At 63.5% G+C, this 22,252-nt stretch carries 24 protein-coding genes and 1 tRNA gene; 2 read left to right on the top strand and 23 right to left on the bottom strand.

The window, feature by feature from the left end; genetic code table 11:
- Positions 1–44 precede the first annotated feature (44 nt).
- Positions 45–836, top strand: coding sequence for an oxepin-CoA hydrolase, alternative type (locus DIE08_RS21225; protein ID WP_124903411.1), 792 nt, complete (start codon positions 45–47; stop codon positions 834–836).
- A 173-nt stretch (positions 837–1,009) separates the two neighbouring features.
- A complete protein-coding gene (locus tag DIE08_RS21220) occupies positions 1,010–1,702 on the top strand; it encodes a glutathione binding-like protein (RefSeq protein WP_124903409.1) in 693 nt (230 codons plus the stop codon).
- A 51-nt stretch (positions 1,703–1,753) separates the two neighbouring features.
- On the opposite strand, the gene DIE08_RS21215 is transcribed toward DIE08_RS21220, so the two are convergent.
- The 23 genes from DIE08_RS21215 to secG form a co-directional block, all read right to left on the bottom strand.
- Complete coding sequence (locus tag DIE08_RS21215) at positions 1,754–2,230, bottom strand: MaoC family dehydratase (protein ID WP_124903407.1); 477 nt, start codon at positions 2,228–2,230, stop codon at positions 1,754–1,756.
- Positions 2,227–2,688 (bottom strand): MaoC family dehydratase, encoded by a 462-nt coding sequence (locus DIE08_RS21210; protein ID WP_124903405.1) that lies wholly within the window; start codon positions 2,686–2,688, stop codon positions 2,227–2,229. Before DIE08_RS21210 ends, DIE08_RS21215 begins: the two co-directional genes overlap by 4 nt.
- 34 nt (positions 2,689–2,722) lie before the next feature.
- A complete protein-coding gene (locus DIE08_RS21205) occupies positions 2,723–3,856 on the bottom strand; it encodes an acyl-CoA dehydrogenase family protein (RefSeq protein WP_124903403.1) in 1,134 nt (377 codons plus the stop codon).
- A gap of 19 nt (positions 3,857–3,875) precedes the next feature.
- Positions 3,876–5,072, bottom strand: coding sequence for an acyl-CoA dehydrogenase family protein (locus tag DIE08_RS21200; RefSeq protein WP_059600437.1), 1,197 nt, complete (start codon positions 5,070–5,072; stop codon positions 3,876–3,878).
- Between the two features lie 54 nt (positions 5,073–5,126).
- Positions 5,127–5,549 carry a DUF1178 family protein gene (locus DIE08_RS21195; protein ID WP_124903401.1) on the bottom strand — a complete coding sequence of 141 codons (423 nt, stop codon included), beginning with the start codon at positions 5,547–5,549 and terminating at the stop codon, positions 5,127–5,129.
- Between the two features lie 136 nt (positions 5,550–5,685).
- Positions 5,686–6,276 (bottom strand): NUDIX domain-containing protein, encoded by a 591-nt coding sequence (locus DIE08_RS21190; RefSeq protein ID WP_124903399.1) that lies wholly within the window; start codon positions 6,274–6,276, stop codon positions 5,686–5,688.
- 41 nt (positions 6,277–6,317) lie between these two features.
- Positions 6,318–6,614: a DUF2818 family protein gene (locus DIE08_RS21185; protein ID WP_059533192.1), complete on the bottom strand. Its 297-nt coding sequence runs from the start codon at positions 6,612–6,614 to the stop codon at positions 6,318–6,320.
- Positions 6,614–8,068 (bottom strand): NADH-quinone oxidoreductase subunit NuoN, encoded by a 1,455-nt coding sequence (nuoN, locus tag DIE08_RS21180; RefSeq protein ID WP_185715883.1) that lies wholly within the window; start codon positions 8,066–8,068, stop codon positions 6,614–6,616. Before nuoN ends, DIE08_RS21185 begins: the two co-directional genes overlap by 1 nt.
- A 36-nt stretch (positions 8,069–8,104) precedes the next feature.
- The gene (locus tag DIE08_RS21175) at positions 8,105–9,595 is read right to left on the bottom strand and encodes an NADH-quinone oxidoreductase subunit M (RefSeq protein WP_059600434.1); all 1,491 of its coding nucleotides are present in this window, start codon (positions 9,593–9,595) and stop codon (positions 8,105–8,107) included.
- 18 nt (positions 9,596–9,613) lie between these two features.
- Positions 9,614–11,668 (bottom strand): NADH-quinone oxidoreductase subunit L, encoded by a 2,055-nt coding sequence (gene nuoL / locus DIE08_RS21170; protein ID WP_059533198.1) that lies wholly within the window; start codon positions 11,666–11,668, stop codon positions 9,614–9,616.
- 17 nt (positions 11,669–11,685) lie between these two features.
- Positions 11,686–11,991: an NADH-quinone oxidoreductase subunit NuoK gene (nuoK, locus tag DIE08_RS21165; RefSeq protein WP_004185739.1), complete on the bottom strand. Its 306-nt coding sequence runs from the start codon at positions 11,989–11,991 to the stop codon at positions 11,686–11,688.
- An 18-nt stretch (positions 11,992–12,009) separates the two neighbouring features.
- Positions 12,010–12,660, bottom strand: a complete 651-nt coding sequence (locus DIE08_RS21160; protein ID WP_059600433.1) for an NADH-quinone oxidoreductase subunit J — start codon at positions 12,658–12,660, stop codon at positions 12,010–12,012.
- Between the two features lie 114 nt (positions 12,661–12,774).
- Positions 12,775–13,263: an NADH-quinone oxidoreductase subunit NuoI gene (gene nuoI, locus DIE08_RS21155; RefSeq protein WP_009691265.1), complete on the bottom strand. Its 489-nt coding sequence runs from the start codon at positions 13,261–13,263 to the stop codon at positions 12,775–12,777.
- A 12-nt stretch (positions 13,264–13,275) separates the two neighbouring features.
- Positions 13,276–14,343, bottom strand: coding sequence for an NADH-quinone oxidoreductase subunit NuoH (gene nuoH, locus DIE08_RS21150; protein ID WP_059533202.1), 1,068 nt, complete (start codon positions 14,341–14,343; stop codon positions 13,276–13,278).
- Positions 14,344–16,674 (bottom strand): NADH-quinone oxidoreductase subunit NuoG, encoded by a 2,331-nt coding sequence (gene nuoG, locus DIE08_RS21145; protein WP_124903395.1) that lies wholly within the window; start codon positions 16,672–16,674, stop codon positions 14,344–14,346.
- A gap of 84 nt (positions 16,675–16,758) precedes the next feature.
- Positions 16,759–18,069 carry an NADH-quinone oxidoreductase subunit NuoF gene (gene nuoF / locus DIE08_RS21140; protein ID WP_006756904.1) on the bottom strand — a complete coding sequence of 437 codons (1,311 nt, stop codon included), beginning with the start codon at positions 18,067–18,069 and terminating at the stop codon, positions 16,759–16,761.
- On the bottom strand, positions 18,066–18,551 hold the full coding sequence (gene nuoE / locus DIE08_RS21135) for an NADH-quinone oxidoreductase subunit NuoE (protein WP_006478266.1): 486 nt from the start codon (positions 18,549–18,551) through the stop codon (positions 18,066–18,068). The genes nuoF and nuoE overlap by 4 nt, the downstream gene beginning before the upstream one ends.
- 168 nt (positions 18,552–18,719) lie before the next feature.
- Positions 18,720–19,973, bottom strand: a complete 1,254-nt coding sequence (locus DIE08_RS21130) for an NADH-quinone oxidoreductase subunit D (RefSeq protein WP_006750459.1) — start codon at positions 19,971–19,973, stop codon at positions 18,720–18,722.
- Positions 19,974–19,982: 9 nt separating this feature from the next.
- Positions 19,983–20,585, bottom strand: coding sequence for an NADH-quinone oxidoreductase subunit C (locus tag DIE08_RS21125; protein ID WP_059600431.1), 603 nt, complete (start codon positions 20,583–20,585; stop codon positions 19,983–19,985).
- A 22-nt stretch (positions 20,586–20,607) separates the two neighbouring features.
- Positions 20,608–21,087 carry an NADH-quinone oxidoreductase subunit B family protein gene (locus tag DIE08_RS21120; protein ID WP_006398799.1) on the bottom strand — a complete coding sequence of 160 codons (480 nt, stop codon included), beginning with the start codon at positions 21,085–21,087 and terminating at the stop codon, positions 20,608–20,610.
- A 62-nt stretch (positions 21,088–21,149) separates the two neighbouring features.
- Positions 21,150–21,509: an NADH-quinone oxidoreductase subunit A gene (locus tag DIE08_RS21115; RefSeq protein ID WP_006398798.1), complete on the bottom strand. Its 360-nt coding sequence runs from the start codon at positions 21,507–21,509 to the stop codon at positions 21,150–21,152.
- 154 nt (positions 21,510–21,663) lie between these two features.
- A tRNA-Leu gene (locus DIE08_RS21110) sits at positions 21,664–21,748 on the bottom strand.
- 111 nt (positions 21,749–21,859) lie between these two features.
- Positions 21,860–22,237 carry a preprotein translocase subunit SecG gene (secG, locus tag DIE08_RS21105; protein ID WP_124903393.1) on the bottom strand — a complete coding sequence of 126 codons (378 nt, stop codon included), beginning with the start codon at positions 22,235–22,237 and terminating at the stop codon, positions 21,860–21,862.
- Positions 22,238–22,252: the final 15 nt, after the last annotated feature.

The following is a 22,252-nucleotide window of genomic DNA, read 5'->3' as shown; positions in this document are numbered from 1 at the left end:
GCATGCGGTGCCGCAGCCTCGCCATCCGATGGAGACACACTCGCATGAGTGCTGAACTGCTGGCCTCGCGTCCGCCCGAGAGCGAATCGACGCTCGTCCTCACGCTGTCCAATCCCGGCGCACGCAACGCGCTGCATCCCGACATGTATGCGGCCGGCGTCGAGGCGCTCGCCACCGCCGAGCGCGACCCCGCCGTTCGCGCGGTCGTGCTCACGGGTGCCGATCGCTTCTTTTGCGCGGGCGGCAACCTGAACCGGCTGCTCGACAACCGCTCGAAGGATCCGTCCTATCAGGCCGACAGCATCGATCAACTCGCCGCGTGGATCACGGCGATCCGCGCAGCGACCAAGCCCGTGATCGCGGCAGTCGAAGGTGCGGCGGCCGGCGCGGGCTTTTCGCTCGCGCTCGCGTGCGACCTGATCGTTGCCGCGCACGACGCGAAGTTCGTGATGTCGTACGCGCGTGTCGGCCTCACGCCCGACGGCGGCGGCTCGTGGTTTCTCTCGCGCGCACTGCCGCGTGCGCTCGCCGCCGAAATCCTGTTCGAGGGCAAGCCCGTCGCGGCCGACCGCCTGCATGCACTCGGCGTCGTCAATCGGCTCGCCGTGCCCGGTGCCGCACTGTCCGACGCGCTCGCGTGGGCCGACTCGCTTGCCGGCATCTCGCCGAACGCGCTCACGCGCATCAAGTCGCTGCTCGACGATGCGGCCGCACAGCCGCTCGATGCGCATCTGGACACCGAGCGCGATCACTTCGTCGCATCGTTGCATCATGCGGACGCATTCGAAGGGATTACCGCATTCCTCGAGAAACGCCAACCGCACTACAAGCGCTGATACGCAAGCCCTCGCCGTTACAGCAGCGTTTCGGTCGCCGCAACGCCATGCACGCGCAGGCGCGCGACCGCACGTTTCCGTCGCCTGCAGCCCGCATCGATCCATGCTCTAATGACCGCCTGTCGCGGCGCCCCGCCGGCGCCGTTTTCGCGCATGCAATAAAGGAGTTGACGATGATCGACGTCTACAGCTGGGCGACCCCGAACGGCCACAAGGTACACATCATGCTCGAGGAAACGGGCCTCGCGTATCGTGCGCATCCGGTCGATATCGGTGTGGGTGACCAGTTCAAGCCCGAATTCCTGAAGATCAGCCCGAACAACAAGATCCCCGCGATCGTCGACTCGGACGGCCCCGGCGGCAAGCCGATCTCGCTGTTCGAATCGGGCGCGATCCTCGTGTACCTGGCGGAAAAGACCGGCAAGTTCCTGCCGACCGAGCCGGCCGAGCGCTACGCGACGCTCGAATGGCTGATGTTTCAGATGGGCGGCGTCGGCCCGATGCTCGGGCAGGCGCATCACTTCCGGCTGTATGCGCCGGAGAAGATCGAGTACGCGGTCAATCGCTACACGAACGAAGCGAAGCGCCTGTACAACGTGATGGAAAAGCGTCTCGGCGAATCCGAATTTCTCGCCGGCGACACGTACACGATCGCGGACATTGCGACGTTCCCGTGGACGCGCTCGTGGCAGAATCAGGGCATCGCGCTCGACGAACTGCCAAACGTGAAGCGCTGGCACGAAACGATTGCCGCGCGTCCGGCCGTGCAGCGCGGCGTCGAAGTACTTGCATCGCTGCGCAAGCCGCTGCAGGACGACAAGGCGCGCGAAATGCTGTTCGGTGCGACGCAATACGCAAAGCACTGACGAACCACGCAACAAGAGACGCGGCGGCATCCATCGACGCCGCCGCGCGCATCAGAAATAGTGCAGCGTGATGAATTCCGCCGCGCAAACGAGCAACGGCACGTCCGGACGCTCGACCTGCATCGACACAGACCACGTCACCTGCACGCCGCCCTGAGCGGCCTCTGCGGCTTCCTTCACCGCGAACAGCGCGCGCACGCGTGCGCCGACCGGCACCGGCTTCAGGAATCGCACGCGGTTCAGTCCGTAGTTCACGCCCATCTTCTGCTCGAAGCGCATCGCATCGGTCATCAGCGCGGGAATCAGCGACAGCGTCAGGAATCCGTGCGCGATCGGGCCGCCGAACGGCGACTCGCGCCGCGCCCGCTCGGGATTGACGTGAATCCACTGATGATCGCCGGTGGCGTCGGCAAAACCATCGACGCGACGCTGGTCGATCTCGACCCAGCCGCTCGCGAGCGGCTCCGCGCCGACCCGCTCGTGCAGCGCTTGCGCCGACGCGATAAGCGGCACTGTCACGTCCGTCATGCGCCTACTCCTTGCGGATGACGCAGTCCGAAGATCACCTTGGTATGCACGGTGATCACCGTGTCGCCGGCACCGTTGACGCCGATCCACTCCGTCGACACGATGCCGCGATCGGGCTTGCTCGCCGACACGCGCTTGTCGTGGACCTTCTGGTACATCGTGATCGTGTCGCCGACACGCACGGGCTTGAGCCAGCGGATAGAGTCGATGCCGGGCGAGCCCATGCTGGTCGAATCCGGCCCCAGCTTCTTGATGAGCAGGCTCATGAACACCGAACACGTATGCCAGCCGCTCGCAACCAGTCCACCGAACGGCGATGCCTTGCCGGCCACTTCGTCGAGGTGGAACGGTTGCGGATCGTAGCGTTGCGCGAATGCCTTGATATCGTCCGATTCGAACGTATAGCGGCCGATTTCGGTCGTACTGCCGACTTCCAGATCTTCGTAACTGATACCCACTGTCTATCTCCTCTGGCGCGCGCACGCGCCGCCGTCATGCCGCGTCGGTTTGCGCGAAATCCGGCAGGGCCGCAATGCGCGCAAGATGATGATCGGTGTCGCCGAGTGTCGTCTCGATGATCGACAGCCGCTTGAACAGGTGTGCGGCGGCTACCTCATTGGTCACGCCCATGCCGCCGTGCAGTTGCACCGCCTGCTGCCCGACGAAGCGTGCGGCCGCGCCGACCCGCGCCTTCGCGGCCGACACCGCCTTGCGACGGGCATCGGCATCGCCGCCCGCGTAACGCACCGCAGCCAGGTAAGTCAGCGAGCGCGCCTGCTCCGCATGAATCAGCATGTCGACCATCCGGTGCTGCAGTGCCTGGAAACGTGCAATCGGTACGCCGAACTGTTCGCGCGTCTTCGTGTATTCGACCGTCGCGCGGTTCAGCTCGTCGAGTGCGCCGACCGCTTCCGCGCAAAGCAGGAAGGTCGCGTAATCGGCAATCTGCTCGAGTGCGGCCGCATCGCGTGCGCCGCCCGTCAGCTGCCGCGCAGGCGTGTCACGCAGCTCGATCGTCGCAGCGCGCTGGCCGTCGATCGTCCGGTAGTCGACGAGTTTCGCCCCCGCGGCATCGCGCTCGACGACGAACAGGCCGATGCCGCCGCCGTCGACGCGCGCGGGTACGATCCACGCATGCGCCTGAGCGCCGTGCTGAACGACCGACTTGGTTCCGGTCAGTCGGTACGTGCCGCCCTGCTCACGCGCGTGTGTATCGAGTGCGTACAGGTCGTAGCGCGCCTGCGGTTCGTGGAATGCAACGGCCAGGCGCTTCTGCCCTTGTGCGACCGCTTCCAGCAGCGCAGCATCGTCACCCGTGCCGGACCCGGCGACACGCAGTGCCTCGATGCCGACCGCCGTCGCCCAGTACGGCTCGACCACGAGTGCACGGCCGAGCTCCTGCATCGCGACCAGCATGTCGACCGGGCCGCCGCCGAAACCGCCCTGTGCATCCGGCACGGGCAGCGCGGTCAGGCCCAGCTCCGCGAATGCGCTCCATTGCGCGTCCGACACGCCGGCATCGCTTCGCACGATGGCCTGGCGTGCGTCGAAACCGTATTGCTCGCCGAGATAACGACGCAGCGCGTCGGCAAACTGTTGCTGCTCATCGGTAAAGCTGAAATCCATGGTTGTCTCCGTTCCCTGATCACAGCCCCAGGATCATCTGCGCGATGATGTTCTTCTGAATCTCGTTCGAACCGCCGTAGATCGACGTCTTCCGGTAATTGAAGTAGTAGGCCGCGAGCGGCGCGGCATCATCGTCGCCCGCGCTGCTGTGTTCGCGTTCGCCCTCGAGGAACGGGACGTCGAACGGCGCGGCGAGCGGCCCGATCGCCTCGAACATCAGCTCGGTAAGCGCCTGCTGCACCTCGGTGCCCTTGATCTTCAACATCGATGCCTCGGGGCCCGGCCCCTTGCCGCTCGTCTCGCGGCTCACGACACGCAGCACCGTCACCTCCAGCGCCATCAGCTCAACTTCGAGCGCCGCGACCTTCGCGGCAAACACGGGATCGGCGAGCAACGGCTTGCCGTTCTTGAACTGGTTCGACGCCACGCGTTTCAGGAATGCGAGCTCGCGCTTCGACGCGCCGACGCGTGCGATGCCGGTGCGCTCGTGGCCCAACAGGTATTTCGCGTAAGTCCAGCCGCGGTTTTCATCGCCGACGAGATTCTCGACGGGCACCTTCACGTCCTCGAAGAACACCTCGTTGACTTCGTGATCCTCGTCGAGCGTGATGATCGGGCGCACCGTGATGCCAGGCGTCTTCATGTCGATCAGCAGGAACGAGATGCCCTCCTGTTTCTTCGCCGCCGGATCGGTGCGCACGAGACAGAACATCATGTCCGCGTACTGACCCAGCGTCGTCCAGGTCTTCTGGCCGTTGACGACGTAGTGGTCGCCATGACGCTCGGCACGCGTGCGCAGCGATGCGAGATCCGACCCGGAGCCCGGCTCCGAATACCCCTGGCACCACCAGTCGGTACCGTCGAGAATGCGCGGCAGATAGTGGCGCTTCTGCGCTTCGCTGCCGTATTTCATCAGCACCGGCGCGACCATCGATACGCCGAACGGCAGCACGGTCGGCGCGCCGATGCGTGCGCACTCCTCATCCCAGATGTGGCGCTGCGTCGCGTTCCATTCCGGACCGCCATATTCGGCCGGCCACGCGGGCGCGGACCAGCCGCGCTGGCCGAGAATCCGGTGCCAGCTCGCGAAATCTTCGCGGTCCAGTCGTTTGTGATCGAGTACCTTGGCGCGCAGTGCATGAGGCAGGTTGGCCTCGAGCCAGACGCGGACGTCGACGCGGAACGCGTCGTCGGCGGGGGAGTAATCCAGATCCATGCGCAGTGTCTCCTGGCCGCGGCCGTCCGGCCCGGCAAGGACACACTGCGTACGTCATTGCAGCGGTTCTTTCAGCGCGGCAGGAATCGGTAGCGGCATCACGTCGATGCCTTCTTCGACCAAGGATTGCGCATCCTCCGGCGTCGTGACGCCACGAATGCTGCGCGCCGGCGCCTCGTTGTAATGAATGCGCCGCGCTTCCTCGGCGAAGCGCTCGCCCACGTTCTCGGTCTTCTCCAGCACCTCGCGCAGTGCGCGCATCACCTGCGCCTGCAACGCACGCGGATCGGTCGGCTGCGCCTGCGTCGCACCCGACAGGTTCAGGCGCGGCGCCGACGGCATCCGGTTGATCTCGGTCGTCCTGCACACCGGACATTCGACCAGCTTGCGGGACAACTGCGCTTCGAACTCATCGGCGGAAGCGAACCAGCCTTCGAACCGATGACCGTGCGGGCACTGTAAATCGAGGACCTTCATGCTGAATCAGGGCGTGTGGCGAGTGTAGCGCAAAACGCGCTTTTGTGAACGATCGTGCTAAACGAGGATCGCACGGCCGGACAGCGGCCGCATCACACAATTGTAACGCGGCGCCCCACCCGCCGCTGACGCGCCGTCAGGGCTTCTCGACCGGGCCGAGCGGCCAGGTGCCAGACAGAACCTTGTCGAGCCACATCGTGCCGATGATCGTCTTCACGTCAGTGATCTGGCCTGTGCGCACCCACTCCTGCAGGTCGGGCAGCGTCGCCGTGAAGGTTTCGAGGAATTCGCCTTCGTCGAGCTTACGCTCGCCGGCCGTCAGGCCGCGCGCGAGATACAGGTCGATGAATTCGGTCGAATAGGAAATGATCGGGTGAATCCGGGCAAGGAACACGTATTCGCGCGCCGTGTAGCCGGTTTCCTCGCGCAGTTCGCGCACCGCGCAGGCGAGCGCGCCCTCGTTCGGATCAAGTTTGCCGGCAGGGAATTCGGCCATGACCTTGCCGATCGGATAGCGATACTGGCTTTCCATCAGCACGCGGCCGTCGTCGAACAGCGGGATCACCATCACCGCGCCGGGGTGCTGGACGTATTCGCGCGTGGCCTGCTTGCCGTCGGGCAAACGAACGGTATCGCGCTTCAGCTTGAGGAACGAGCCGTCGAAAATCGCCTCGCTCTCGAGGCAGGTTTCGGTCAGTGCGGCGTCGTGATTGGGTAGTTCGGCCATCGGCGGGCTCCGGAGGAATGAGCACGCGACGGCCGAAGCCGTCAGCGTCGTTTGACGAGATACTGGAACGTGAAGCCGGGAAACGCGAATACAACGAAGAGACTGAACGTGATCGCGTAGAACTGCCAGCCCTGTTCGAAGCGGTTGCCGGCGCGCGACTCGAGCCAGAAGCCGAGCGCACCGACGACGAAATACAGCACGATCAGTTCGCCGATCCGAACCCACGCGTTCTTCTTCGTCGCACCGATCGGCACGACGGCGAAAAGGCGTTGGTTCAGGAACGGTACGTTGGCGCATACGAGCGCCAACAGCACGATGAACCAGCCGGCTGCCGACATTACAGCGGCAGCGTGTGACGGATCGCCTGCAGGCAGGCCGTCAGCAGCGGGCTCGGGATCAGGCCGAGCACCACGACTGCAATGCCGTTCAGCACGAGGATCGTGCGCTTGCAGAAATCGCCGGTGACCGGGGTCGCGTCCTGCGGGGCATCGAAGTACATCAGCTTGACGATGCGCAGGTAGTAGAACGCGCCGAACAGCGACGTAATCACGGCCAGCACGGCCAGCCACGTGAGACCCGCGTTGACGGTCGCCTCGAGCACCGCGAGCTTCGCGTAGAAGCCAACGGTCGGCGGGATACCGGCCAGCGAGAACATCATGACCATCATCACGAACGCGAACACCGGGCTGCGCTTGTTAAGGCCCTTGAAGTCGTCGATCGTTTCCGCTTCGAAATCGCGGCGTGCGAGCAGCATCACCACGCCGAACGAGCCGAGCGTCGTGATCAGGTAGACGATCGCGTAGAACATCGCCGAGCTGTACGCGTTCGCCGGTGCGGCCGCGTCGCCCTTCACGATGCCGGCGAGCAGGCCGAGCAGCACGAAGCCCATGTTCGAGATCGCCGAGTACGCGAGCATCCGCTTGATGTTGCGCTGGACGATACCGGTGATGTTACCGACGATCAGCGACAGCGCGGCGAGGATCACGAGCGCGGTCTGCCAGTTCTGAGCGAGCGGCAGCAGGCCCATCACCAGGAAGCGCAGGCCCCACGCGAACGCGGCAACCTTCGGGCCGCCGCCGACGAACAGCGTCATCGCGGTCGGTGCGCCCTGGTAGACATCCGGCACCCACATGTGGAACGGCACGGCGCCGAGCTTGAACGCGATACCGGCGACGATGAAGACCACGCCGAACATCAGCACGGCCGCGTCGGTGTTGCCGCCGACCGCCTTGTACACCTCGCCCAGCTCAAGCGAGCCGGTCGCGCCGTAGAGCATCGAAATGCCGTACAGCACGAAGCCCGACGCGAGCGCGCCCAGCACGTAGTACTTCATCGCGGCTTCGCTCGACTGAGCGACATCGCGGCGCAGCGCGATGACGGCGTACAGCGACAGCGACATCAGTTCGAGGCCGAGGTACAGCGTCAGGAAGTTGTTGCCCGACACCATCACCAGTTGACCGAGCAGCGAGAACATGCCCAGCAGGAACACGTCGCCGCGGAACATGTCGCGGTCTTCGAGGTACTTGCGCGAATAGACGAGCGAGACCGCGAAGCCGAACGACACGACGGCCTTCATCATGCTCGCGAACGAGTCGACGACGACCATCCGCGAGAAGAAGTAATACTGCTGCGGGTCCAGCGCCTGCACCGCGAACCACACGCCGGCAACGACCGACGAAACCACCGCGATCAGATAGGTCAGGCGGCGGCCAGCAGCACCGGTAAAGGTGTCGTTCAGCCATGCGACGACGACGGCGACCATCACCAGCGCGTCAGGCAACAGGACATTCATAGGAGCATTCATGATCTTGATTTCCTCCGCTCGCGATTACTGGGCCAGCGGCAGCTTGGACTGCGCGACGTGGGAGAGGAGGTTTTCCACGGAAACGTGCATCACGTCGGTGAAAGGCTTCGGATACAGACCCATCAGCAGCGTGAACGCGGCGAGCACGGCCAGCATCACGAATTCGCGACGGCCGATGTCCTTCAGCTTTGCAACGTGATCGTTCGCGACCGCGCCGAAGTACACGCGCTTGTACATCCACAGCGTGTAGGCGGCGCCGAGGATCAGCGTGAATGCCGCGCCGAATGCGATCCAGAAGTTGTACTGGACAGCCGCGAGAATCACCATGAACTCGCCGACGAAACCCGAGGTACCCGGCAGGCCGCAGTTGGCCATCGAGAACAGCATCGCAAATGCCGCGAACTTCGGCATCACGTTCACGACGCCGCCGTAATCGGCGATCTGGCGCGAGTGCACGCGGTCGTACAGCACGCCGATGCACAGGAACATCGCGCCCGACACGAAGCCGTGCGAGATCATCTGGACGATCGCGCCTTCGACGCCGAGCTGGTTGAAGATGAAGAAGCCGAGCGTGACGAAGCCCATGTGCGCGATCGACGAATACGCGACCAGCTTCTTCATGTCGGCCTGCACCATCGCGACGAGGCCGATGTAGATCACCGCGATCAGCGACAACGTGATCACGACCGGTGCCAGGAAGTGGCTCGCGTCAGGCGTGATCGGCAGCGAGAAACGCAGGAAACCGTACGCGCCGAGCTTCAGCATGATTGCCGCCAGCACGACCGAGCCGCCCGTCGGTGCTTCCACGTGCGCGTCCGGCAGCCAGGTGTGCACCGGCCACATCGGCACCTTCACCGCGAACGCGAGGAAGAATGCAATGAACAACAGGATCTGCGGTGTCATCGCGATCTTGGCGTTCTGCCACGTCGCGAGGTCGAACGAATGCGTCTGCGTGTACAGGTAGATCAGCGCGACCAGCATCAGCAGCGAGCCGGCCAGCGTGTACAGGAAGAACTTGAACGCCGCGTACACGCGGTTCGGGCCGCCCCACACGCCGATGATGATGTACATCGGGATCAGGGTCGCCTCGAAGAACACGTAGAACAGCAGGCCGTCGGCCGCCGAGAACACGCCGATCATGATCCCGGACAGGATCAGGAACGCCGCGAGGTACTGCGCGACGTTCTCGGTGATCACTTCCCACGCGGCGATCACGACGATCACCGTGATCAGCGCGGTCAGCACGACGAACCACATCGAGATGCCGTCGACGCCGAGGTGATACGCGATGTTGAAGCGCTCGATCCAGGTCGACTGTTCGACGAACTGCAGCGCAGCCGTGCTCGAGTCGAAGCCCGTGATCAGCGGAATCGTGACCGCGAGACCGAGCAGCGAACCGATCAGCGCGACCCAGCGGGCCGTCCCCGGATTTTTGTCGTTACCCACCGCGAGCACGAGGAGGCCGAAAACGATCGGCAACCAGATCGCGGTACTGAGAATCGGAAAAGCGTGCATTAGTGTTGTCCCCCCGCCTTATTTGCCGCCGAGCGTTACAAACAGGGTCAGGAGCCCCAGCATGCCGATGATCATGGCGAACGCGTAGTGATAGATGTAACCGGATTGGAGGAAGCGGATCACGCCGGCGAACCAGCCGATGAACCGCGCGCTGCCGTTGACGAGACCGTCGATCACGACGACGTCGCCTTCCTTCCACAGGCCGCGGCCGATCGCCACCGAACCACGGGCGAACACCACTTCGTTGATCTTGTCCATGTAGTACTTGTTGTCCAGCAGCGTGTAGATCGGACCGAACGCGCGGCGGATCGACGCCGGCAGCTCCGGACGCTTCAGGTACAGGAACCACGCAACGACGACACCGGCGAGCGCCAGCCATACCGGCAGGCCCGACACCGAGTGCAGGCCCATGCCCACCCAGCCGTGGAACTCTTCGGCCATCTCGGCCAGTGCCGGATGGTTTTCACCGATGAAGATCACCTTGTCGAACGCGACGCCGTGCTGGAAGAAGTCGCCGAACAGCATCGGGCCGATCGCGATCGCACCGATGATCACCGACGGAATGGCCAGCAGGACCAGCGGCACCCACACGACCCACGGGGTCTCGTGCGGCTCGTGCGCATGGTCGTCATGACCGTGGCCATGGCCGTGATCGTCGTGGCCGTGCGCGGCCGCCATGCCCATCGGCGATTCCGGATGCTTCGGCTTGCGGAAACGCTCTTCGCCGTGGAACACCAGGAAGTACATGCGGAACGAGTAGAGCGCCGTGACGAACACGCTCGCGACAACCGCGAAGTATGCGAAGCCCGAACCCGGCAGGTGCGACAGCTTCACCGCGTCGATGATCGAGTCTTTCGAGTAGAAGCCGGAGAAGAACGGCGTACCGATCAGCGCCAGCGAACCGACGAGCGACGTGATCCACGTGATCGGCATGTACTTGCGCAGGCCACCCATGTTGCGCATGTCCTGGTCGTGGTGCATGCCCATGATCACCGAACCGGCGCCAAGGAACAGCAGCGCCTTGAAGAACGCGTGCGTCATCAGGTGGAACACGGCGACCGGGTAAGCGGAAACGCCGAGCGCGACGGTCATGTAGCCGAGCTGCGACAGCGTCGAATACGCAACCACGCGCTTGATGTCGTTCTGGACGATACCGAGGAAGCCCATGAAGAGCGCCGTGATCGCACCAATCACCGTGATGAACGACAGCGCGGTATCCGACAGTTCGAACAGCGGCGACATGCGCGACACCATGAAGATGCCGGCCGTCACCATCGTCGCCGCGTGAATCAGCGCGGAGATCGGGGTCGGGCCTTCCATCGAGTCGGGCAGCCAGACGTGCAGCGGGAACTGCGCCGATTTACCCATCGCGCCGATGAACAGGCAGATGCAGGCGACGGTCAGCAAGCCCCAGTCGGTGCCCGGGAAGTGCAGGCTTGCGAGCTCGGCACGCTTCGCGAACACTTCGCCGTAGTTCATCGAACCCGCGAACGCCAGCAGCAGGCCGATGCCCAGCAGGAAGCCGAAGTCGCCCACGCGGTTCACGAGGAACGCCTTCATGTTCGCGTAGATCGCGCTCTCACGCGTGAAGTAGAAGCCGATCAGCAGGTACGACACCAGACCCACCGCTTCCCAGCCGAAGAACAGCTGCAGGAAGTTGTTGCTCATCACGAGCATCAGCATCGAGAACGTGAACAGCGAGATGTACGAGAAGAAGCGCTGGTAGCCGTCTTCTTCCGACATGTAGCCGATCGTGTACACGTGCACCATCAGCGAGACGAAGGTCACGACGACCATCATCATCGCGGTCAGCGAATCGACGAGGAAGCCGACTTCGAGTTTCAGCGAACCGACGTTCATCCATTCGTAGACGGTCGCATTGAAGCTCGCGCCGCCCATCACGTCGAGGAAGACTTTCGCCGACAGGAGGAACGCGATCAATACGCCGAGGATCGTGATCCGGTGTGCGCCCTTGCGCCCGACTGCGTTCCCGAACAGCCCCGCAATCAGCGAGCCGGCCAGCGGAGCGAGCGGAATCGCCAGCAGCAGGTTTTCATTGAGTGTCGTTGACATAACAGCGTTGCCTGAAATTAACCTTTGAGCTGATCGAGATCCTCGACATTGATCGTGTCGAGCTTACGGAACAGGGTCACCAGAATCGCGAGACCGATCGCGGCTTCCGCTGCGGCGACGGTCAGCACGAAGAACACGAATATCTGGCCGTGCACATCGCCGAGGTAGTGCGAAAAAGCGACGAAGTTGGTGTTCACCGCCAGCAGCATCAGTTCGATCGCCATCAGGATGATGATGATGTTGCGGCGGTTCAGGAAGATCCCGACGATCGCGATCGCAAAGAGGATCGCGCCGAGCACAAGGTAATGAGCAAGAGTCAGCATGGTTTTCTTTTCCTCCGCTTAGCCGTTGGTGCTCGTACCGGCTTCGCTCTGCGCCGTTTCCGGCTGCGGCTTTTCCGCTTCCATCTTCACGAGGCGCACGCGGTCGTCGCGGCGCACCTTGACCTGATCCGACACGCGCTGCCGCTTGCTGTCCTTGCCCTTGCGCTCGGTCAGCCCGATCGCGGCGATGATCGCGACCAGCAGCACCAGGCCTGCGATTTCAAACGCGAAGATGTAGTCGGTGTAAATCACCTTGCCGATCAGGCGCGTGTTCGACCAGTCGGCCATCGCGCCCGTCGCCATCGCGTGCACCGTGTGCGTGTCGCCGTAGCCGCGCCACAGGATCAGCGCGGTCTCGACCACGATGATCGCGCCGACGACGGTCGCCATCGGTACGAAGCGCTTGAAGTCGCGGCGCAGGTAATCGATGTTGATGTCCAGCATCATCACGACGAACAGGAACAGCACCATCACGGCGCCCACGTACACCAGCACCAGCAGGATCGCGAGGAACTCCGCTTCCAGCAGCATCCAGATCGCGGCGGCGTTGAAGAACGCCAGCACAAGGAAAAGCGCAGACGCCACCGGGTTGCGCGAAGTGATCACCTTCAGCCCTGATACCACCAGGAGCAGCGCGAAGATGTAGAACAGTACGGTCGTGAATTCCATGATTACCGGTTCATCGTTAGGCCATAGTCAGGCGCGGCTTGCGGGACGCTCTCGCGTGCCGCACCCGTCGCGGCGGCTCGGCCCGTTCCTGCCGGGCCGGCACTGCAAACACAATCAACGATACGGCGCGTCGGCGGCCTTCGCCGCAGCGATGTCCTTCTCGTAGCGATCGCCCACCGCGAGCAGCATTTCCTTCGTGAAATACAGGTCGCCGCGCTTTTCGCCGTGGTACTCGAGAATCTGCGTCTCGACGATCGAATCGACCGGGCAGCTTTCCTCGCAGAAACCACAGAAAATGCACTTCGTCAGGTCGATGTCGTAGCGCGTCGTGCGGCGCGTGTTGTCCGCGCGCGTTTCCGATTCGATCGTGATCGCCATCGCGGGGCACACTGCCTCGCAGAGTTTGCACGCGATGCAGCGCTCTTCGCCGTTTTCATAGCGGCGCAGCGCATGCAGCCCGCGGAAACGCGGCGAAATCGGGGTCTTTTCTTCCGGGAACTGCACGGTGAACTTGCGCTTGAACGTGTAACGACCGGTCAGCGCGAGCCCCTTCAGCAGCTCCGTCAGGAAGAAGGTCTTAAAGAAGTGTTGGATTGCCGTCATGATTTCGTCCGATTACTTCACCCAGATGTTGAGCGGCGACATCATCCAGAAGCCGACCACGACCACCCAGATCACCGTGACGGGCAGGAACACCTTCCAGCCCAGACGCATGATCTGGTCGTAACGGTAGCGCGGGAACGTCGCGCGCACCCAGATGAACACCGACAGCAGCGCGAATACCTTCAGCACCAGCCAGAAGATGCCCGGAATGAACGACAGGAATTCGAACGGTGCGTCCCAGCCGCCGAGGAACAGCGTCGCGGCCAGCGCCGAGATCACGATCATGTTGATGTACTCGGCGAGGAAGAATAGCGCGAACGCCATGCCCGAGTAATCGATCATGTGACCTGCGACGATCTCCGACTCCCCTTCCACCACGTCGAACGGGTGACGGTTCGTTTCGGCGATGCCGGACACGAAGTAGACCACGAAGGCCGGCAGCAGCGGCAGCCAGTTCCACGACAGGAAGTTCACGCCGTGGCCGGCGAAGAAGCCGTGCTGTTGCGAGCCGACGATTTCCGACAGGTTCAGGCTGCCGGCCGTCATCAGCACGAGCACCAGCGCGAAGCCCATCGAGATTTCGTACGACACCATCTGCGCCGCAGCGCGCATCGCGCCGAGAAACGCGTACTTCGAGTTCGACGCCCAGCCGGCGAGAATCACCGCGTACACACCGATCGACGAGATCGCCATCGCATACAGCAGGCCTGCGTTCACGTTCGCGAGCACGGCTTCGGCCTGGAACGGGATCACCGCCCACACGGCGAACGCCGGCACGACGGTCATGACCGGCGCGATCAGGTACAGCCAACGGCTCGCGGCGCTCGGCTGAATCACTTCCTTCAGCAGCAGCTTCAGCACGTCGGCGATCGGCTGCAGCAGGCCGCCGGGGCCGACGCGGTTCGGGCCGAGACGCACGTGCATCCAGCCGATCAGCTTGCGTTCCCACAGAATCAGGTACGCGACGCACAGCAGGATCACGACGGCGACGACGAGGATGCGCACGACGGCCCACACCGTCGGCCACGCGACGCCGAGAAGCTGGGCTCCGCCCGCGTTGATCGTATCGAACAAGCTCATTTACGCCTTCTCCACCACCAGTTCACCGGACAGGCTGCCGAGCGCTGCGCCGGCAGGCGTCGCCGCCGACACGCGAACGACCGTCTCCGCAAGATTCGCGTCGCGCACGGCCGGCAACTGCACCGCACGCTCGCCCTGGCGCACGCGCACTGCGTCGCCTTCCTTCAAGCCCAGCTTGTCGAACAGCGCGGCCGGCAGGGCTGCGGCATTCGCTGCCTTCGCGGCAGCCGTCAGGTGCAGCGCACCTGCGCGGCGCACCAGCGCGTCGGCGTGATAGATCGGCACATCGGCCAGGCGCTCGAAGCCGCCATTCGCGGCATTCGCCGCGACGCGCGCCGGAGCGACCGACGTCTGGTTCGACAGGCGGCCCGCGACGCCTGCGTCGCCGAGCGCCGCGAGACGCACTTCTTCCGCCGTCTCGTATTCGAAGTTCGGCAGGCCGAGCAGGCTGCCGAGCACGCGCAGCACCTTCCATGCCGGACGCGTTTCGCCGAGCGGGCGCACGACGCCGTTGAAGCTCTGCACGGTGCCTTCCGCGTTGACGAACGTGCCGGACGTTTCCGTGAACGGCGCGATCGGCAGCAGCACGTCGGCGTAATCGAGGCCGTGCTTGAACGGCGACATCACGACGACCATTTCAGCCTGGTTCAGCGCGGCAAGCGCCTGCGCCGGATCGGCGGTGTCGAATTCCGGTTCGACGTTCAGCAGCACGTAACCCTTGCGCGGCTGTGCGAACGCTTCGCGTGCATTCAGGCCGCCTTCGCCCGGCAGCGCGCCGACGACGTGCGCACCGACCGTGTTCGCCGCTTCCGTGAGGAAACCGAACGTCGCGCCGGTGTTGTCGGCGATCCACTGGGCGACCGCGTGCAGCTTCGCGAATTCCGGATGGCGGACCGCGACGTTGCCGAGCAGCACCGCGCGGCGTTCGCCGTTCGCGAGCGACTGGGCGACCGCTTGCGCAGCCGGCGATGCCGTGACGCCCGCGAGCGTGTCGGGCAGCGCGACGCCGCGCAGTTGCGCGACGGCCGCGGCGATGCCGGCCAGCTCGTCGAGCCATGCCGACGGCGCGGCGACGATGCGCTGCGCCGTCGGGATCAGCGAGTCGTCGGCGGTCGCGTGCAGGAAGTGCAGCTTCGCGCCGTTCTTCGCGGCCTGGCGCAGGCGTGCGGCGAACAGCGGGTGGTCGCGGCGCAGGAACGAACCGACGACGAACGCGGCATCCACGCTCGACAGGTCGGTGATCGGCATGCCGAGCCACGGTGCGCCCTGGACCGGCGCCGAGAAATCCTGCTGCCGCAGACGGAAGTCGACGTTCGGCGTTTTCAGTTCGCTGGCGAGCTGCTTAACGAGGAACAGCTCTTCAGCGGTGCTGTGCGCGCTCGCGAGCATCGCCAGCGCGTTCGCGCCGTGATCCGCGGCGATGCCCTTCAGGCCCTTCGCGACATATTCGAGCGCGGTCTGCCAGTCGGTCTCGATCCACTGGCCGCCCTGCTTCAGCATCGGCTTCGTCAGGCGCTCTTCACTGTTCAGGCCTTCGTACGAGAAGCGATCCTTGTCCGAGATCCAGCATTCGTTGATCGCTTCGTTCTCGAACGGCAACACGCGCATCACGCGGTTGTTCTTCACCTGCACGACGAGGTTCGCGCCGACTGAATCGTGCGGGCTCACCGACTTGCGGCGCGACAGTTCCCACGTACGGGCGCTGTAGCGGAACGGCTTGCTGGTCAGCGCGCCGACCGGGCACAGGTCGATCATGTTGCCCGACAGTTCGGAGTCGACCGTCTTGCCGACGAACGTCGTGATTTCCGAGTGCTCGCCGCGACCCAGCATGCCGAGCTCCATCACGCCGGCGATTTCCTGGCCGAAGCGGACGCAGCGCGTGCAGTGGATGCAGCGCGACATTTCTTCCATCGAGATCAGCGGGCCCACGTTCTTGTGGAACACCACGCGCTTTTCTTCCGAGTAGCGCGACGACGACTTGCCGTAACCGACCGCCAGATCCTGCAGCTGGCATTCGCCGCCCTGATCGCAGATCGGGCAATCGAGCGGATGGTTGATGAGGAGGAATTCCATCACCGACTGCTGCGCCTTCACGGCCTTGTCGGACTGCGTGCGCACGATCATGCCTGCCGACACGGGCGTCGCGCAGGCAGGCACGGCCTTCGGCATCTTCTCGACTTCGACGAGACACATCCGGCAGTTGGCCGCGACCGACAGTTTCTTGTGATAGCAGAAGTGAGGAATGTACGTATCCGCCTTGTGCGCAGCCTGGATCACCATGCTGCCTTCGGGCACCTCGACCTTCTTGCCGTCTATTTCAAGTTCAACCATGATGGTGAATGGTCCTTAACCTATTTCCGCCCGTTCGCGCCTTCGCCCGACCGTGCGCTCAAATTCCGCAACCGGTGCTTCGCTTCAGGCCGCCGCCGCGTGCGCGTGGCCGCCGACCATGCAGTGCTTATGCTCGACGTGGTACGCGAATTCGTCCCAGTAATGCTTCAGCATCCCGCGTACCGGCATCGCCGCCGCATCGCCGAGCGCGCAGATCGTGCGGCCCATGATGTTCTCGGCAACCGAGTTCAGCAGGTCCAGATCTTCCTGGCGTCCTTCGCCGTGCTCGATACGATTCACGACGCGATACAGCCAGCCGGTGCCTTCACGGCACGGCGTGCACTGGCCGCACGATTCCTCGTAGTAGAAGTACGACAGGCGCAACAGCGAACGCACCATGCAACGCGTCTCGTCCATCACGATCACCGCGCCGGAACCGAGCATCGAGCCCGCCTTCGCGATCGAATCGTAATCGAGATCGGTCTGCATCATGATGTCGCCCGGGATCACCGGTGCCGACGAACCGCCCGGAATCACGGCCTTGATCTTGCGACCGCCGCGCATCCCGCCGGCGAGCTCCATCAGCGTCGCGAACGGCGTGCCGAGCGGCACTTCATAGTTGCCCGGACGCTCGACGTCACCCGACACCGAGAAGATCTTCGTGCCGCCATTGTTCGGCTTGCCGATCTCGAGGTAATTCTGCGGCCCGATGGACAGCAGGAACGGCACCGCCGCGAACGTCTCGGTGTTGTTGATCGTGGTCGGCTTGCCGTACACGCCGAAGCTCGCCGGGAACGGCGGCTTGAAGCGCGGCTGGCCCTTCTTGCCTTCGAGCGACTCGAGCAGCGCCGTTTCCTCGCCGCAGATGTACGCGCCGTAACCGTGGTGCGCGTGCAGCTGGAACGAGAATTCCGAGCCCATGATGTTGTCGCCGAGGAAACCCGCGGCGCGCGCTTCATCGAGCGCGGCCTCGAAGCGTCGATACACTTCGAAGATTTCCCCGTGGATGTAGTTGTAGCCGACGGTGATGCCCATCGCGTACGCGCCGATGGCCATGCCTTCGATCAGTGCATGCGGGTTCCAGCGCAGGATGTCGCGATCCTTGAACGTGCCCGGTTCGCCTTCGTCCGAGTTGCAGACGAGGTACTTCTGCCCCGGGAACTGGCGCGGCATGAAGCTCCACTTCAGGCCGGTCGGGAAGCCCGCACCGCCACGGCCACGCAGGCCCGACGCCTTCACGTCGGCGATCACCTGCTCCGGAGGAATCTTTTCTTCGAGAATGCGGCGCAGTTGCTTGTAGCCGCCGCGCGCGACGTAGTCTTCGAGATGCCAGTTCTCGCCGTTCAGACCAGCGAGGATCAGCGGTTTGATGTGACGGTCGTGGAGGGACGTCATTTCGAGAGCTCCTCAAGCAGCTGGTCGATCTTCTCGCGGCTCATGAAGCTGCACATTCTGTGATTGTTCACCAGCAGCACCGGCGCATCACCGCAAGAGCCCATGCATTCGCCTTCCTTCAGCGTGAACTTGCCGTCGGGCGTGGTCTCGCCGAAGCCGATGCCCAGCTTCTGTTTCAGGTAGTCGGCAGTCGCTTCCGCGCCGCCGTGCGGGCCAAGCTGGCACGGCAGGTTCGTGCAGAGCGTGATCTTGTGCTTGCCGACCGGTTTGAGCTCGTACATCGTGTAGAACGTCGCGACTTCCTGCACGGCAACGGCCGGCATGCCGAGATAGTCCGCGACGAACTGCATCAGTTCGGGCGACAGCCAGCCGTGCTCTTCCTGAGCAACGGCCAACGCCGACATCACGGCGGACTGTTTCTGATCGGCGGGATACTTCGTCAACGCTCGATCGATTTCCTTCAGGCCTTCAGCTGAGATCATTTTCAGACACGACTCTTTCAATTCCTACCGAACGAACAACCTGCCGCACTGCTGTGCAAGGACGGCAGACCTGGCGCTCACTGTTGACAGCTTGCGAAGCCGCGCCGGTTCAGCGCGCATCGCGTGTGACTTACTGCTCGCCGCCCGCTCGCGCAGGCGGCGCAACCATTAGCGATCGATCTCGCCGAACACGATGTCCTGCGTACCGATGATCGTGACGGCGTCGGCAATCATGTGGCCGCGCGCCATTTCGTCGAGCGACGCGAGGTGCGCGAAGCCCGGTGCGCGGATCTTGAGGCGATACGGCTTGTTGGCACCGTCCGACACGAGGTAGATGCCGAATTCACCCTTCGGATGCTCGACCGCCGCGTACGCTTCGCCTTCCGGCACGTGAAAACCTTCGGTGAAGAGCTTGAAGTGGTGAATCAAGTCTTCCATGTTGGTCTTCATGCCGACGCGCGACGGCGGTGCAACCTTGTGATTGTCCGTCATCACCGGGCCCGGATTCTTGCGGAGCCACTCAATACACTGTTTCGCGATGCGGATCGACTGGCGCATTTCCTCGACGCGCACCAGATAGCGGTCGTAGCAATCGCCGTTCACGCCGACCGGCACGTCGAAATCCATGCGGTCGTACACTTCGTACGGCTGCTTCTTGCGCAGGTCCCACGCGATACCCGAGCCGCGCAGCATCGGACCCGTCAGGCCCATCTGAAGCGCACGCTCCGGGCTGACGACGCCGATCCCGACCAGACGCTGTTTCCAGATCCGATTGTCGGTCAGCAGCGTTTCGTATTCGTCGACGCACTTCGGGAAGCGCGTGAAGAAGTCGTCGATGAAGTCGAGCACCGAGCCGCTGCGCGCTTCGTTCATCTTCGCGAGCGCCTTCTCGTTGCGAATCTTCGACGCCTTGTATTGCGGCATTGCGTCAGGCAGGTCGCGGTAGACGCCGCCCGGACGGTAGTACGCCGCGTGCATCCGGGCACCGGACACCGCTTCGTACACGTCCATCAGGTCTTCACGCTCGCGGAATGCGTACAGGAACACCGCCATCGCGCCGACGTCGAGTGCGTGCGCGCCGATCCACATCAGATGGTTCAGCACGCGCGTGATCTCGTCGAACAGCACGCGGATGTACTGCGCGCGCTCAGGCACGTCGATGCCGAGCAGACGCTCGATTGCGAGCACATAGCCGTGCTCGTTGACCATCATCGACACGTAGTCGAGACGGTCCATGTACGGCACGGACTGGATGAAGGTCTTGCTTTCCGCGAGCTTTTCAGTCGCGCGATGCAGCAAGCCGATGTGCGGATCGGCGCGCTGGATGACTTCGCCGTCGAGCTCGAGCACGAGACGCAGCACGCCGTGCGCTGCCGGGTGCTGCGGGCCGAAGTTGAGGGTGTAGTTCTTGATTTCTGCCATGACGCCCCCTTAATGTTTCAGACCGCCATAGCGATCCTCGCGGATCACGCGCGGCGTGATTTCGCGCGGCTCGATCGTCACCGGCTGGTAGACGACCCGTTTCTCTTCCGGGTCGTAACGCATTTCGACATAACCCGACACCGGGAAGTCCTTGCGGAACGGGTGACCGATGAAACCGTAGTCGGTGAGGATGCGGCGCAGATCGGGGTGACCCTCGAACACGAGGCCGTACAGGTCGAACGCCTCGCGCTCGTACCAGTTTGCGGAGGCCCAGATGTCGACGAGCGATGCCACGATCGGCAGATCGTCGTCCGGAGCGAACACGCGCAGACGCAGGCGCCAGTTGTTCGTGACCGACAGCAGCTGCGACACGGCCGCGAAACGCGGGCCGTCGTAGGCGCCGTCGCCGTAGGTCTGGTAATCGACGCCGCAGAGGTCGATCAGTTGCTCGAAACGGAGCTTCGGATCGTCGCGCAGCATCTTTGCGACTTCGAGGTAATCGCTCGCCTTCACGACGAGCGTCAGTTCACCGATCGCTTCGGTGAGGCTCACCACGCGCGCGCCGAGCGCTGCTTCGAGGTTTGCCTTGAGGGTCTCGATTTTGCTTGCCATATTGAGGGGGACGCTCGGGACTTTATTGACGGGCGATGGTGTTGGTGCGGCGGATCTTCGCCTGAAGCTGGATCACGCCGTAGACCAGCGCCTCGGCCGTGGGCGGGCAGCCCGGCACGTAGACGTCAACGGGTACGATCCGGTCGCAACCGCGAACCACCGAGTACGAGTAGTGGTAGTAACCGCCACCGTTCGCGCACGACCCCATCGAGATCACCCAGCGCGGCTCGGCCATCTGGTCGTACACGCGGCGCAGTGCGGGCGCCATCTTGTTGCACAGTGTGCCGGCGACGATCATCACGTCCGACTGACGCGGGCTCGGACGGAACACGACCCCGAACCGGTCCAGGTCATAACGGGCCGCGCCCGCATGCATCATCTCGACGGCGCAACACGCGAGCCCGAACGTCATCGGCCACAGCGAGCCGGTACGCGTCCAGTTGATCAGCTTGTCAGCCGTCGTGGTGACAAACCCTTCCTTCAAGACCCCTTCGATACTCATTTGCTTTCCACTCCAGACGAGCGGCCCAGCGTGGCCGCCCATGCAAACCGGCGATTAACCCATCACTCCCAGTCGAGGCCGCCTTTCTTCCAGATATAGGCAAAGCCCAGCAGGAATTCGAGCAGAAAAATCATCATTGCGATGAAACCCGGCCAGCCGATGTCCCGGAGCGCGACGCCCCACGGAAACAGGAATGCGGTTTCGAGATCGAAGATGATGAACAGGATGGCGACGAGGTAGTACCGGACGTCGAATTTCATCCGGGCGTCTTCAAAGGCTTCGAAGCCGCACTCGTACGGTGCGTTCTTCTCGACGTCCGGCTTGTTGGGACCAAGGAGCTTGCCGATGCTGACCAGCGCTATACCTAAACCAGTGCCCACGAGGAGGAACAACAAGACGGGGTAATAGGCTGCGAGGTTCAAGGCAATCCTCTATCGGTTGGTTCTGAGCGTCCGGAGAATACCACTTCCGGCGGAAGGAATCATTTCGGAGTGCTCGCGATCACAAGACAATCGCAAGGCACACCCCAGAAATGAAAAATGCCAGCCACTAGAAGCGGCTGGCATTGAGTAACTTTGGTGCCGACGGCGAGACTCGAACTCGCACAGCTTTCGCCACTACCCCCTCAAGATAGCGTGTCTACCAATTTCACCACGTCGGCACTGCATGCAACTCGGGTTGTGCTGCTTGTTTCCCGCGAATCGCTTCAAGAATTAAATTCTAACCCGAGTTCCAGATTTGTTCAACGCACAAACGCAAAAATTTTGACCTTTTATTTCGGGACATCCTGACCAGGCGCGCTTGCTGCCGAACCTGCGGCAGCGGACGCCGCGACGGCCGGCGCCGACGCTGCGGGCGTCGATGCCGGCGCGGTCGCGGCGGCACCGAGCACGCCCGCCGACGGCGTCGACTTGTACGAACCGAGGTACGTCAGCGCGAGCGTCGCGACGAAGAAGATCGTCGCGAGAATGCCCGTCGTGCGCGACAGGAAGTTGGCGGAGCCCGTTGCACCGAACAGGCTGCCCGACGCGCCGCTGCCGAATGCAGCGCCCATGTCCGCACCCTTGCCGTGCTGCAGCAGCACGAGTCCGATCACACCGAGTGCAGACAGCACCTGCACGACAATAATCAGCGTCTTGAATAACAGCATCACACCCACCCGATT

It is taken from the genome of Burkholderia sp. Bp9004, from assembly GCF_003858025.1.
Classification (GTDB): Bacteria; Pseudomonadota; Gammaproteobacteria; order Burkholderiales; family Burkholderiaceae; genus Burkholderia; species Burkholderia diffusa.
The sequence above is the reverse complement of the archived record's forward strand: the minus strand, read 5'-3'. Positions and strand labels throughout refer to the sequence as shown.